This is a genomic window from Streptomyces sp. NRRL S-37 (genome assembly GCF_000721605.1).
Lineage (GTDB): Bacteria > Actinomycetota > Actinomycetes > Streptomycetales > Streptomycetaceae > Streptomyces.
In genome coordinates this window covers 716,341-729,838 of record NZ_JOIZ01000005.1, presented here as the reverse complement: position 1 = coordinate 729,838, position 13,498 = coordinate 716,341, and the positions used below count along the sequence as shown (strand labels likewise).

The following is a 13,498-nucleotide window of genomic DNA, read 5'->3' as shown; positions in this document are numbered from 1 at the left end:
CGGCTCCCCAAAAGGAAGGGGCCCCGCCGTCCGGCGGGGCCCGAGCTGACTTACGAACCGGACTTGCGCTTGTTCCACACGTCGAAGCCGACCGCGGCCAGCAGCACCAGGCCCTTGATGACCTGCTGCCAGTCGGTGCCGATGCCGACGAGGTTCATACCGTTGTTCAGCACGCCCAGGACCAGGCCGCCGATGATCGCGCCGAGGACCGTGCCGACGCCGCCGCTCATCGACGCGCCGCCGATGAACGAGGCGGCGATGGCCTCCAGCTCGAAGTTGAGGCCGGCCTTGGGAGAGGCCGCGTTGAAGCGGGCGGCGAAGACCAGACCCGCCAGGGCCGCGAGCATGCCCATGTTCAGGAAGACCAGGAAGGTGACCTTCTTGTCCCGCACGCCGGACAGCTTGGCCGCGGGCAGGTTGCCGCCGATGGCGTAGATGTGGCGGCCGATGACGGCGTTGCGCATCACGTAGCCGAAGCCGACGAGCAGCGCGCCGAGGATCAGCAGCACGATCGGGGCGCCCTTGTAGCTGGCCAGCAGCATCGTCACGACGAGGATGGCGGCGCCGAGCGCGACGAGCTTCAGCAGGAACAGCTTGGAGGGGAGGACCTCCAGGTCGAACTCCTTCTGGCGGCGGCGGTCGCGGACCTCCTGGAGGACCACGAGCGCGATCAGTGCGATGCCGAGGAGCAGGGTGAGGTTGTGGTAGTTGGTCTCCGGGCCGACCTCCGGCATGAAGCCGTTGGCGACCGTCTGCAGGCCCTTGGGGAACGGGCCGAGGGTCTGGCCCTCCAGGAAGATCTCGGTGAGACCGCGGAAGGTCAGCATGCCCGCGAGGGTCACGATGAACGACGGTATGCCGCCGTAGGCGATGAACCAGCCCTGTATCGCGCCGGCCAGCGCGCCCACGGCCAGGCAGAGGATCACCGCGACCGGCCACGGCAGGTCGTTCTTCACCATGAAGACGGCGGCCATCGAGCCGACGAACGCCGTCAGCGACCCGACCGACAGGTCGATGTGGCCCGCGATGATGACCAGCATCATGCCGATCGCGAGGATCAGGATGTAGCTGTTCTGCAGCACCAGGTTGGAGACGTTGCGCGGCAGCAGCAGGTCGCCTTCGGTCCACACCGCGAAGAGCGCCACGATCAGGCCCAGGGCGATCAGCATGCCGTACTGGCGCATGTTGCGGCGCATGCCGTCCAGCATCAGCTGGAGCAGGCCGTCACCGCTGCCCGCCCCGTTCTTGCCCGGCGGCGCGGCCGCCGGCGTCTTGTCGGTGACTTCGGTGCTGCTCATCGGGATACCTCTTTGTCCTTCGTCATCTGACGCATCAGCGATTCCTGGGAGGCCTCGGCCCGCGAGAACTCACCGGTCAGCCGCCCCGCGGCCATCGTGTAGATGCGGTCGCACATGCCGAGCAGTTCGGGCAGCTCGGAGGAGATGAAGACGACCGCCTTGCCCTCGGCGGCCAGCTTGTCGATGACCGTGTAGATCTCGTACTTGGCGCCGACGTCGATGCCGCGCGTCGGCTCGTCGAGGATCAGCACATCGGGACCGGCGAAGATCCACTTGCTGAGGACGACCTTCTGCTGGTTGCCGCCGGACAGCTTGCCCACCGGTTCGAACACCGTCGGGGCCTTGATGTTCATCGACGTGCGGAAGCCCTCGGCGACCTGCCGCTCCTCGTGCTCGTCCACCACACCGCGCCGGGCGACCTTGCCGAGGGCGCTGAGCGAGATGTTGCGGTTGATGGTGTCGATGAGGTTCAGGCCGAAGTGCTTGCGGTCCTCGGTGACGTACGCGATGCCGTGCGCCACCGCCTCGGGGACGGTCTTCGTACGGATCTCCGTGCCGTCCTTGAGGACCGTGCCGGCGGCGTACCGGCCGTAGGTGCGGCCGAAGATGCTCATCGCGAGCTCGGTACGGCCCGCGCCCATCAGGCCGGCGATGCCGACGATCTCACCGCGCCGGACCTCGAAGGACACGTCGTCGACGACCTTGCGCTGCTGGTCGATCGGGTGGTACACGGTCCAGCCGCGGACCTCCAGGGCCGGGGCGGCGCCCTCCTCGGGCCGGTGCGGGGTGCGCTCCGGGAAGCGGTGCTCCAGGTCGCGGCCGACCATGCCGGAGATGATCCGGTCCTCGGTGGTCTCCGCGGCCTTCACGTCGAGCGTCTCGATGGTCCGCCCGTCCCGCAGGATCGTCACCGAGTCGGCGACCTTGCGGATCTCGTTGAGCTTGTGGGAGATGATGATCGAGGTGATGCCCTGTTTCTTCAGCTCCAGGATCAGATCGAGGAGTTTGTCGCTGTCCTCGTCGTTCAGGGCCGCGGTCGGCTCATCCAGGATGAGCAGCTTCACCTTCTTCGAGAGCGCCTTCGCGATCTCCACGAGCTGCTGCTTGCCCACGCCGATGTCGGCGACGCGGGTGTCCGGGTGGTCGGACAGGCCGACCCGGCGCAGCAGTTCGGTGGCGTGCTTGAGGGTGGCGTTCCAGTTGATGAACCCGCGGGTGGCGTGCTCATTGCCGAGGAAGATGTTCTCGGCGAGGGAGAGGAACGGCGACAGCGCCAGTTCCTGGTGGATGATGACGATGCCGCGCTGCTCGCTGGCCCGGATGTCCTTGAACTCGCAGGGCTCTCCCTCGAAGAGGATGTCCCCCTCGTAGCTGCCGTGCGGGTGGACGCCGGAGAGGACCTTCATGAGGGTCGACTTGCCGGCGCCGTTCTCGCCGCAGATGGCGTGGACCTCGCCCTGACGGACGGTCAGGGTGACGTCCGACAGCGCCTTGACGCCGGGAAAGGTCTTGACGATCGAGCGCATTTCCAGGACGGGTCCCGCCATGGTCGTGCCTTCCAATCCTTGAAGGGGCCCGGTTACTTGAGCTGGTCCTCGGTGTAGTAGCCGCCGTCGACCAGGACCTGCTTGTAGTTGGACTTGTCGACGCTGACCGGCTGCAGCAGGTAGGCGGGGACGACCTTGCTGCCGTTGTCGTACGACTTGGTGTCGTTGACCTCGGGCTTCTTGTCGTTGAGGACCGCGTCGACCATGTTCGCGGCGACCTTGGCGAGCTCGCGCAGGTCCTTGAAGACGGTCTGGGTCTGCTGGCCCGAGATGATCGACTTCAGCGAGGCGACCTCGGCGTCCTGGCCGGTGACGACGGGCATGGCCTTGCTGCCGGTGCCGTAGCCGTCCGACTTCAGGGCGGACAGGATGCCGATGGAGATGCCGTCGTAGGGCGAGAGCACCGCGTCGACCCGGGCGTTGCGGTAGCTGGAGGTGAGCAGGTCGTCCATGCGCTTCTGCGCGGTGCCGCCGTCCCAGCGCAGGGTGGTGACCTGGTTGAGGTCGGTCTGCTTGGAGCGGACGACCAGCTGGCCCTTGTCCATGTACGGCTTCAGGACGTTCATCGCGCCCTGGAAGAAGTACCTGGTGTTGTTGTCGTCGTTGGAGCCGGCGAACAGCTCGATGTTGAAGGGGCCCTTCTTGCCGGCCTTCAGCCCCAGCTTGTCGACGATGTAGCCGCCCTGCAGCTCGCCGACCTTCTCGTTGTCGAAGGAGGCGTAGTAGTCGACGTTCTCCGTGCCGAGGATCAGCCGGTCGTAGGAGACGACCGGGATGTCGGCGTCCTTGGCCTGCTGCAGCACGTTGCCCAGGGACTTGTTGTCGATCGCCGCCACGATCAGGGCGTCCACACCCTGCGTGATCATGTTCTCGATCTGGGAGACCTGCTGGTCCGGGTCGTCCTCGCCGAAGACCAGCTTGGTCTTGAACCCCTTGGCCTTCAGCTCCTTCTCGACGTTGGCGCCGTCGGCGATCCAGCGCTCGGAGGACTTCGTCGGCATCGCGATGCCGACGGTGGCCCCCTCGGAGCCGCCCTTGTCCTCCTCGCTGCCGCCCTCGCTGTTCTGGCCGCAGGCGGACAGGGTGAGGGCGAGGGAGGCGGCGGTGGCCACGGCGGCGAGTGCGGCTCTGCGGTTACGCATGGTCATCATCCTTGATGTGTGTGCGGGGTCGGTCCGGACGAGCGGGCGCTTCCGGGGTGGGATCAGGGGACCGAGAAAGGGGTGTGTGCGATTGTGCGCGTCTGTGTCTACTTCTGTGAAGTCGAGTTTCCGGAACGTTATGACGAGATGTCGAACCGGATCAGATCGCCCGGAAGCCGGGACCCGAGCGGCGCCATGTCGCCGTCCGCGCCGTGCCGGGCCAGCAGGTCCAGGGCCAGCCGGCCGCGCCGCACCCGCTCCTTCGCGGTCGCCAGGGTCAGCTCCCGCAGATGGTGCCCGTACGGATAGATCCCGGGCGCCTTGGACAGGCCGAACTTCAGGTACAGCGGGGCGCCGCGCCGGATGAGTTCGGCGACCTCGTACATCCGCACATAGCCGCCGAGGTCGTCGGGGGCCTCGATGTACATGTCCATCGGCGTGGCCGAAATCCGCCGTATCTCCGTGAGGTGATCCAGCGTCAGATCGCTGGGGACGTTGATCGAGTCGGCGCCGAGGTGCTCGTAGACCGCGTACGAGGCCGGATTGACCGGACCGACGAGCGCCGACAGCTTCAGCGTGGTGTCGGCGGGCAGCAGCCCGGCCGCCCGCGCCCGGTGCAGCGTCCACAGCACGCCCTCGTCGGCGACGAGCAGGCACTTGACGCCCAGCTCCGTGGCGCGCACGGCGTCCTCGACGCAGCCGGCCACCGCGTCGTGGCCCCGGGCGCGCAGTCCGGCGCCGCCCGAGTCGGTACGGGTGGAGCCGCCGATGTCCCAGGTGCCGCGCGGGCCGGTGAACAGGCAGAGCTCGATGTCGCGCTCCGCGGTGGCCTCGACCATCTCGGTGATCTCGGCGTCGGTCAGCATCCACACGCCGCTGCCCTGGCTGATCCGGTGGATCGGCACGTCGAGGCGCGAGGCCTCCTTCAGGACCACGGCCAGCGCCTCGGGCCCCTCGCACGAGGGGACCTCGGTGCGCCAGCGGCCGCCGCCGGGGAAGGTGTGCGGCGAGGCGTCGGCGGGGTCGAGGGCGGGCGCGCTCAGGCCGAGCGCGGTGAGGGTCTGCTCACCGGGCCTGCGGGGAGCCGTGGCGGAAGCGTCGGTCACAGGGTGTCCTTTGGTTCGGTATGTCGGACGAGGTTCGCGGCTCGGGGTACGAGTCGGGCGGGTGCGGTGCGGGGCCGGGCGTACGCCGGGTGCGGGGCCGGGCGTACGCCGGTACGGGGACCGTCGGGTCGCCCTCGTACCGGCGTACGGACTAGGGACGCAACAGCACCTTGCCCACCTTCGGATCGCCGGACCCCACCAGCTCGATGGCCTGCGGGAACTCGGCGAGCGGCAGCTCATGGCTCACCAGCGGCAGCGGATCGAGCAGCCCGGCGGCGAACATCCGCACGGTGTGCGCCCAGGCGTCCGGCGGAGCACCGAAGACGGTGTGCACCTCCAGCTGCCGTACGACCAGGTCCGTGGGGTCGAGCCCGTCGGCGCCCGGCGCCGGGATGCCGGTGAGGACCAGCCGCCCGCCGCGCCGCAGCAGCGAGGCCGCGGTGCGGGCCGCGTCCGCGGACCCGGCGGTCTCGATCACCACGTCGAAGTCGTCCGGGAGCGCCTGGTCCTTGGTGCGGAAGCCGGTGGCCCCGTACCGCCGGGACAGCGCCTCGCGGTCGTCCCGGGTGCCCACCACCAGCAGCTCGGCGGGGGAGCCCGCGTGCAGGAACTGCACGGCGAACATCCCCAGCGTGCCGGTGCCGACCACCGCCACCCGCTCACCGGGCACGGCGTGCGCCTTCAGCGCGGCGGCGGCGACGCAGGCGGCCGGCTCCAGCAGCGCGGCGGCACTCAGGTCGGCGTCGTCGGGCAGGACGTGCAGCAGCCGGGCCGGGAGGGTCAGCGTGGCGGCCATGGCGCCCGGCTGGGTGAAGCCGGTCTCCTCGTAGCCCGCCGAGCACAGCGTCGTCTCACCGGCGTGACAGCGGTCGCAGACCTGGCAGTTGCGGAAGCCCTCGCCGACCACCTTGCGGCCGGCCAGCGAGGCGGGCACGCCCGCGCCCACCCGTTCCACCGTCCCGGACCACTCGTGGCCCGGCGTGAGCGGGTACCGCACGTACCCCTCGGGCCGGTTGCCCTGGTACACCTCGCGGTCGCTGCCGCAGATGCCGGAGGCGTGCACCCGCACCAGGGCCTCGCCGGCCCCGGGCTCACGCGGCTCGTGCGGGACCAGACGGTGCTCGCCGGGTCCCTCGATGACGACCTGGGTGCTCATCACCGTGCCTCCCGGCGGTCCGCGGCGGTCACTTGGTGCCCTTGGGCTTGCGCTGCTCCCAGCCCTCGGCCCACAGGTCGAACCGGGCCTGCTGCTGCGGGAACTCGGCCGCCGCGTCGACGTCCAGCTCCACGCCGAGACCGGGGGCGTCGGAGAGGTGGAAGCAGCCGTCCTCCGGGTTCACCTGGGGCGCGCCCTTGACGACCTTCTTGATGTCCGCGTCCGCGAAGTCGTTGAAGTGCTCCAGGATCTTGAAGTTCGGCGAGGTGAAGCCGACCTGGAGGGACGCGGCGGTCAGCACGGGGCCGCCGACGTTGTGCGGGGCGACCAGCATGTAGTGGGTCTCGGCGGTCGCGGCGAGCTTGCGGGTCTCCCAGATGCCGCCGATGTGGCCGACGTCCGGCTGCAGGATGTCCACGGCCTGGCTCTCGAACAGCTCGCGGAACTCGATCCGGTCGTGGATGCGCTCGCCGGTGGCGAGGGGCATGTCGACCTTCGCGGCGACCTTCTCCAGCGCCTTGAGGTTCTCCGGCGGCACCGGCTCCTCCAGCCAGGCCGGCTTGAACGGCGCGAGCTCGTGCGCGAGGCGCACGGCGGTGGCGGGGGAGAAGCGGCCGTGCATCTCCAGCATCAGCTCGGCGTCCGGACCGATGGCGTCCCGGACCGCCTCGATCAGCGAGACCGCGTACAGCGTCTGTTCGTGGTCCAGCTCGAAGTGCCCGGTGCCGAACGGGTCGATCTTCAGTGCCCGGTACCCGCGCTCCATGACGCCCCGCGCGGCCTTGTGGTACGCCTCGGGGGTGCGCTCGGTGGTGTACCAGCCGTTGGCGTACGCCTTGACCTTGTCGGTGACCTTGCCGCCCAGGAGCTGCCAGACGGGCACGCCGAGGGCCTTGCCCTTGATGTCCCAGCAGGCCATCTCGACGACGGCGATACCGGACATCACGATCTCGCCGGCGCGGCCGTAGTCGCCGTACTTCATCCGGCGGACCAGGTCCTCGACAGCGAACGGGTCGGAGCCGAGAATGTGGTTGACCTCGGCTTCCTTCAGATAACCCAGGAGGGCGTCGGTGTGGCCCAGCATCCGGGTCTCGCCGACTCCGGTGATGCCTTCGTCGGTGTGCACCTGGACGTACGTCAGGTTGCGCCACGGCGTCCCGACCACGTGTGTGCTGATTCCGGTGATGCGCACGGCAGTTAGCCCCTCGCTGTGGTGATGGACCTGGTCTTCGTCGTCGACGGTTCGACGTGTTCGATATTTCGTCACGCGTTCGAAATGCTGGCGAGACAGTAAGGACGGGGCGGCGGGGGTGTCAATGGGTCGCGCGCATAACGGTTTCGACAGTTTCGAAACCAATGAGCATTGGTCCGCACCAAACCTTCACAACAAGGCCTATGAAGCGGGCCCGAACGGAACCTAACCTTCCCGCGTCATGGACTTTTGCCACCCGTGCCGAAGGCACCTCAACGGCGCCCTTGCCTGCCCCGGCTGCGGCACACCCGCCGAGACGCTCCACGTCCAGGAGCGGCAGGAGCCTGCCGGGTCCTCGGGGTACGGGGGCGGGGCATACGGGGCCGGGGGAGCCACCGGGGCCCCGCATGCCGGGGACGACCCCGGCGAGCACGACGACGGGCTGCGGGATGACGAGGCGCGGGGCGACGGGCTACGGCACGACGGGCCGCGGGACGACGTGCCGCGCGGGCGCCGTGCTGACCGGCGCCGGGGCCGGGAGCCGGGCCCGGACCCCGCCACCGACCCGGACGAGTCCTCCGCGGCGGGCGAGAGCCGCCGGGACCGCAAGGCCGCGGCGCACCGCCGCCGGCGCAACCGCACCCTGCTGATCGCGGCCGGTTTCGTCCTCGCGGCGGGCGGACTGAGCCTCGCGGAACTGGGCCTGGACGCACCCGGCTCGGACTCGAGGCCGGCGGCCGCCGGGGAGGAGACCGCGGACGGCGGCGCGACGGAGATGGAGCCGACGGAGTCGGCGGCGCCGGCGGGCGACGGCGGCACGGACACGGCGGCACCCGGGAAGTCGCCCAGTGCGAAGCCTTCTGACTCGCCGTCGGCTTCCGGCTCCCCGACGGGCGAGGAGTCCGAGAAGGCGGAGGACGAGGCCGAGACCGAGCAGGACCCCTCGTCCGCGCCCGCGACCCCGCCCACGACCGACCCGACGGCCCCCCAGCCGCCGCAGCCCTCACAGAACCCGGAAACCCCCGCCCCGTCCCCCACCACGAAAAAGCCCGACCCAGAACCCGAACCCACGGAAACATGCGACCGTTTCCTGTGGTGGTGCACCTAACCCCCACCCCAACACCCCTCGGGCAGCCGCATGCCGCGCAACCGCGGGCAGTCGTGCCGCTGGGGCGGCACGGGTGGGCGCGACGGCACCCCGCAAACGCCGGGCAGCGCGAACACCCCCCGGCCCACACCAACACCGGGCACCCGCAAAGCACCGGGCCACGCGAGAACCCCCGCCCCCCCCAATGCCGGGGCACCCGTAAAGCACCGGGTCCCGCCAACCTCAGACCCCCGAAAACCGGCGCAGCCGACTACCCCAGCATCCGCCGCAACGCGTCCCGCAGAGCCACCCGCTCCCCCTCCGAAAGCCCCGCCAACGGCTCACGCGCGAACCGCAGAGACTCCCGCAGACTCCGCGCCACCCGCCGCCCCTCCGCCGTCGCCGCCGCCAGCTTCACCCGCCGGTCCGCCGGATCCGGCCGGCGCTCCACCAGCCCCCGCGCCTCCAGCCGGTCCACGATCCCCGTGACGTTCGACGGCTCGCACTTCAGCCGCTGCGCCAGCTTCCGCATCGGCAGCGGCTCCAAGGACAGCAGACTCAACAGCTTCGCCTGGGCACCCGTAAGGGCATGACCGGCGGCGGCTTCCTCGTACTCCTCGTGGTAGCGGGCCACCACCGAGCCGATGAGCTCGACGACCTCCAGGGTGAGGGCGTCGGAACGGTGCGGGGTGGCATCGGGTGTGGCCATGCACACCAGGGTACCCGGTTGCTTGACATCCTGAAATATTCAGCCGCATGGTTGTTTCAGGTAATGAACTATTCGAGGAAAGGTGCCAGGCCATGACCGCTCCCGCACTCCCCACCACCGGCCGCGAGTGGCATCTGCTCAGCCGCCCCGTCGGCTGGCCGAAGCCCGAGGACTTCGCCCTCGTCGAGACGGAGGTCCCCGCCCCGGCCGAGGGACAGGTGCTCGTACGGAACGCGTACCTCTCCGTCGACCCGTACATGCGCGGCAGGATGTCGGCCGCCAAGTCCTACGTCGCCCCGTACGAGCTGGGCAAGGCCATGCAGGGCGGCGCCGTCGGCGAGGTCGTCGCCTCGAACGCCGACGGGATCTCGCCCGGCGACCACGTCCTGCACTTCTTCGGCTGGCGCGAGTACGCCGTCGTGGACGCGAAGAACGCCGTCAAGGTGGACCCGGAGGCGGCACCCCTCTCGGCGTACCTGGGCGTGCTGGGCATGACCGGCCTCACCGCCTACGCCGGCCTGCTGCGCACCGCCTCCTTCAAGGAGGGCGACTCCGTCTTCGTGTCCGGTGCCGCGGGCGCCGTCGGCAGCCAGGTCGGGCAGCTCGCGAAGCTCAAGGGCGCCTCGCGGGTGATCGGCTCGGCCGGCTCCGACGAGAAGGTGAAGCTGCTCGTCGAGGAGTACGGCTTCGACGCCGCCTTCAACTACAAGACCGGCCCCGTGAGCGAGCAGCTGCGCGCCGCCGCCCCGGACGGCGTCGACGTCTACTTCGACAACGTCGGCGGCGACCACCTGGAGGCCGCCATCGGATCCCTCAACCGGGACGGCCGTATCGCCGTCTGCGGGATGATCTCGGTCTACAACAACACCGAGCCCGCCCCCGGCCCCCGCAACCTCGCCCGGCTGATCCAGACCCGCGGCCGCATCGAGGGCTTCCTCGTCGGCGACCACTACGATCTCCAGCCGCAGTTCGTCCAGGAGGTCGGCCCCTGGGTCCGCTCGGGCGAGCTGAAGTACCGCGAGACGGTCGTCGAGGGCATCGAGAACAACCTGGAGGCGTTCCTCGGCGTCCTGCGCGGCGACAACACCGGAAAGATGATCGTCAAGCTTTGAACCGGCCGTGACGCGACACCGCCGGCGGTCGTTGCGTACGACGGGGCCGCACCCTTGGACGTGGGGTGCGGCCCTCGCCCGTGCCGGGGGACGGCGCCCCGATAGGGTCTTCCCCATGCGCGATCTTGGGGTGGGTTTCCGGTATCTCCTGAAGGGCCAGCGGTGGGTGGCCCGGCACGGCAAGCAGTTCGGGTTCGGGCTGCTGCCGGGGCTGATCACCCTCGTGCTGTACGCGGCGGCGCTGGTGGCGCTGGCGCTGTGGGGCGAGGACTTCGTCACGTGGGCGACGCCGTTCGCCGACGACTGGTCCAGCCCCTGGGCCGGACTGTTCCGCGGCTTCCTCACCGCCGTGCTGTTCGCGCTCGGCCTGCTGCTGTCCGTGCTCACCTTCACCGCGGTGACCCTGCTCATCGGGCAGCCGTTCTACGAGAACCTCTCCGAGCAGGTCGACCGGGACGTCTCGCCCGACGGCACCGCGCCCGAGTCGGAGCTGCCCCTGCTGCGGGAGCTGTGGATCTCCGCCCGCGACAGCCTCCGTATCGTCGTACGGGCCCTGGTGTGGGGCGTGCTGCTGTTCGCGCTCGGGTTCGTCCCGGTGGTGGGGCAGACCGTCGTCCCGGTGATCGGGTTCTTCGTCACCGGTTTCTTCCTCACCGAGGAGCTCACCGCCGTCGCGCTCCAGCGGCGCGGGGTCGAACTGCGCGAGCGGCTCCGCCTGCTGCGCTCCCGCAAGACCCTCGTCTGGGGCTTCGGCACCCCCCTGGGACTGGCCTTCCTCGTCCCGTTCGTCGCCGTGTTCCTGATGCCCGGCGCGGTCGCCGGCGCCACCCTCATGGCACGCGACCTGCTCGGTGAGGAGACCGCCGGGGACGGCTCCGAGGAGTCCGAGGAGGAGGGCGCCCGGTCATGACCGAGGTGCTCGCGGTCGCCGTCATCACCGTCCTGGCCGTGATCGCGCCGGGCGCCGACTTCGCCATGGTGGTCCGCAACAGCTACCTCCACGGCCGCCGCACCGGCCTGCTCGGAGCCCTCGGCGTCGCCGCCGGTGTCCTCGTCCACGTCACCTACACGATGCTCGGCGTCGGCCTGCTGATCGCCTCCTCCGCCTTCCTCTTCACGGTGATCAAGCTGGTCGGCGCGGCCTACCTCGTGTACATCGGCGTCCGCACCTTCCGCACCCGCGGCGAGGTCACCGTCGACCTGGAGAACAGGACGGGGCTGACCCCGTTCGCCGCGCTGCGCACCGGTTTCCTGACCAACGTCCTCAACCCGAAGACGACCCTGTTCGTCGTCTCGACGTTCGCGCAGGTCGTCGGCCCCGGCACCCCGGTCCTCCAGCAGGTGGGCTACGGCCTGTTCATGTCGCTGGCCCACCTGCTGTGGTTCGGCGTCGTCGCCGTGTTCTTCTCCCACGACCGGATGCGCACCCTGATGCTGCGCGGCCAGAAGGTCCTCAACAAGGTCATCGGGTCCGTCCTGGCCGGCCTCGGCGTCAGCCTCGCGTTCGCTCCGTCGCACTGACCGCCACGGTCACGATCGACCGCACCTGGTCGATGATGTCCAGCCGGTTCCGCACGAACTCGGGGTCGGTGACCTCGGTGGTGTTCCCGGCGCCGAACTGCAGCACGGGCGTGTGCACATGCCCGCCCGGCAGCCTGTCGTGCAGCCCGAGCCGGTCCCGCAGCAGCGTCGCCCGGTAGGCGATCTCGTTGGACAGGTAGTCCCCGCCGCCCCCGGCCCGCGCCGTCGACCCGGGCGTCGGCCCCTGAGGCCGTACGACGGGCTCGGCGCCTCCCGCCGGGATCTCGGTGACACTGGTGTTGTCGTAGACCGGGAACCGCCCGGTGTCCGCGGCGACGATCTCCGCGTACGGCAGTGTCGTGGACGTCCACTGGGGCTGCGAGGCCGGGTCGGCGACCGGGATCGTCTCCGTGCGGCCGATGTTCTCGTTGTCCCCGAAACCGCCCCGCCAGGCCCCGTTGGTCCGCTCGACGTCGAAGCGGCCCACCCGGCCCTGGCTCACGGTGGTGAACAGGTCGACCTCCGGCAGGTGCGGCCGCAGCGCCCGCTCCACCGTCCCTTGCGTGAAGTCCCGCCAGCGCACCGGGAACACGGCCGTCTCGATGCGCGCGGGACCGTCCGCGGTCTCGATCACCGTGCCGTCGAGGGCGAGCGAGACCGCGCCGGACGGATTGGAGATACGGATGTCCCGGTCCAGGGTGAACGGGTCGAACCCGGTCAGCAGGACCCGCTTCATCCCCTTGTCGTGCCGCGGGTAGCTGATCGCGGTCTGCCCGCGCGAGGTCCGTTCCAGCTCGTCGAGCAGTCGCGCCCGTCGCTCCTCGCCCAGCCGGAACCCGGGCTCCCAGGTGCGCAGTTCGCGGGTCATCCCGAGCCGCGCCCAGTACAGCGGCCGGTCGTCGTCCCGGCTGAGGTCACCGCCCGCCGGACCGCGCCCCTGCGCCCGGTCGACGGCCCTGCGCCACAGCCGGGTCCCCTCGCGCACGACGGCACGGCGGGCCTGGGCGTAGGAGTGCGCGCGGTCGAGCGCACGGGCCAACTCCGGTGCCACGTCGGCGAATCCGGAACGGCGGAGTATCTCCTGCGGGACGGCCCCGTCCAGGCGGCGTTCCTCGACGGTGGGGGCGGGGGCCGTCCCGGCGGCGGTCGCGGTCGTAGGGGCGGCGAAACCGGCCAACAGGACCAGACCGAGAACACCGATGCGAACACGTACGGATCTCAAGGAAATTGGGCCTTCCGTCGTCGTGGGGTACGGGGATGCCGAAGGCCGCAGTATCGCGCGCCCACCACGGTCCACGCCACGGGCCATGAGCACCCGCCCTCCGCGGTCAGTCGCGCCGCGCGCCGCCCGCCCTCCGCGGGCAGCCGCGCCACCCCCCTCGCGATCCGCGGGCAGTCGTGCCGCAGGGCGGCACGGGTGGGCGATGGGGGTCCCCCCGCTCGAGCGAAGCCGAGAGTGGGGGAGGCACCCCGCAAGCGCCGGGCAGCGCAACCCACCCCCGGCCCACACCCACGCCGGGGCACCCGTGCAGCGCCGGGCCGCGCAACCCACCCCCGGCGCACACCGACGCGGGGCACCCCGTAAAGCGCACCGGGCGGCGCAACCCCACCACATCATGGTCATATGT

At 70.5% G+C, this 13,498-nt stretch carries 12 protein-coding genes; 4 read left to right on the top strand and 8 right to left on the bottom strand.

The features are described 5' to 3' along the window. Positions 1-50 precede the first annotated feature (50 nt). The 6 genes from mmsB to IH50_RS0110170 all read right to left on the bottom strand — a co-directional run bounded on the left by mmsB (position 51) and on the right by IH50_RS0110170 (position 7,441). A complete protein-coding gene (gene mmsB, locus IH50_RS0110195) occupies positions 51-1,298 on the bottom strand; it encodes a multiple monosaccharide ABC transporter permease (protein WP_030859586.1) in 1,248 nt (415 codons plus the stop codon). Then, a complete protein-coding gene (gene mmsA / locus IH50_RS0110190; RefSeq protein WP_030859584.1) occupies positions 1,295-2,845 on the bottom strand; it encodes a multiple monosaccharide ABC transporter ATP-binding protein in 1,551 nt (516 codons plus the stop codon). The genes mmsB and mmsA overlap by 4 nt, the downstream gene beginning before the upstream one ends. A gap of 32 nt (positions 2,846-2,877) precedes the next feature. Then, on the bottom strand, positions 2,878-3,987 hold the full coding sequence (chvE, locus tag IH50_RS0110185) for a multiple monosaccharide ABC transporter substrate-binding protein (protein ID WP_030859582.1): 1,110 nt from the start codon (positions 3,985-3,987) through the stop codon (positions 2,878-2,880). Between the two features lie 137 nt (positions 3,988-4,124). After that, positions 4,125-5,093, bottom strand: a complete 969-nt coding sequence (locus IH50_RS0110180; protein ID WP_030859579.1) for a hypothetical protein — start codon at positions 5,091-5,093, stop codon at positions 4,125-4,127. Between the two features lie 151 nt (positions 5,094-5,244). Further along, positions 5,245-6,249: a zinc-dependent alcohol dehydrogenase gene (locus tag IH50_RS0110175; RefSeq protein ID WP_030859578.1), complete on the bottom strand. Its 1,005-nt coding sequence runs from the start codon at positions 6,247-6,249 to the stop codon at positions 5,245-5,247. Positions 6,250-6,277: 28 nt separating this feature from the next. Then, positions 6,278-7,441: a mandelate racemase/muconate lactonizing enzyme family protein gene (locus IH50_RS0110170; RefSeq protein ID WP_030859576.1), complete on the bottom strand. Its 1,164-nt coding sequence runs from the start codon at positions 7,439-7,441 to the stop codon at positions 6,278-6,280. 241 nt (positions 7,442-7,682) lie between these two features. On the opposite strand from IH50_RS0110170, the gene IH50_RS0110165 reads away from it, so the two are divergent. After that, positions 7,683-8,549, top strand: coding sequence for an SCO2400 family protein (locus tag IH50_RS0110165; RefSeq protein WP_030859574.1), 867 nt, complete (start codon positions 7,683-7,685; stop codon positions 8,547-8,549). Between the two features lie 250 nt (positions 8,550-8,799). Here the strand turns inward: IH50_RS0110165 and IH50_RS0110160 are convergent, their stop codons facing one another. Beyond that, positions 8,800-9,237, bottom strand: coding sequence for a MarR family winged helix-turn-helix transcriptional regulator (locus IH50_RS0110160; protein ID WP_030859572.1), 438 nt, complete (start codon positions 9,235-9,237; stop codon positions 8,800-8,802). A gap of 92 nt (positions 9,238-9,329) precedes the next feature. Between IH50_RS0110160 and IH50_RS0110155 the strand changes: the two genes are divergently transcribed. The 3 genes from IH50_RS0110155 to IH50_RS0110145 all read left to right on the top strand — a co-directional run bounded on the left by IH50_RS0110155 (position 9,330) and on the right by IH50_RS0110145 (position 11,870). After that, positions 9,330-10,349, top strand: a complete 1,020-nt coding sequence (locus tag IH50_RS0110155) for an NADP-dependent oxidoreductase (RefSeq protein ID WP_030859570.1) — start codon at positions 9,330-9,332, stop codon at positions 10,347-10,349. Positions 10,350-10,464: 115 nt separating this feature from the next. Beyond that, a complete protein-coding gene (locus IH50_RS0110150) occupies positions 10,465-11,259 on the top strand; it encodes an EI24 domain-containing protein (protein WP_030859568.1) in 795 nt (264 codons plus the stop codon). After that, positions 11,256-11,870 carry a LysE family transporter gene (locus IH50_RS0110145; RefSeq protein ID WP_030859566.1) on the top strand — a complete coding sequence of 205 codons (615 nt, stop codon included), beginning with the start codon at positions 11,256-11,258 and terminating at the stop codon, positions 11,868-11,870. The genes IH50_RS0110150 and IH50_RS0110145 overlap by 4 nt, the downstream gene beginning before the upstream one ends. Here IH50_RS0110145 and IH50_RS0110140 read toward each other — a convergent pair. Then, on the bottom strand, positions 11,842-13,092 hold the full coding sequence (locus IH50_RS0110140) for a hypothetical protein (RefSeq protein WP_030859564.1): 1,251 nt from the start codon (positions 13,090-13,092) through the stop codon (positions 11,842-11,844). The two genes, IH50_RS0110145 and IH50_RS0110140, sit on opposite strands and share 29 nt — an antisense overlap. Positions 13,093-13,498 lie beyond the last annotated feature (406 nt).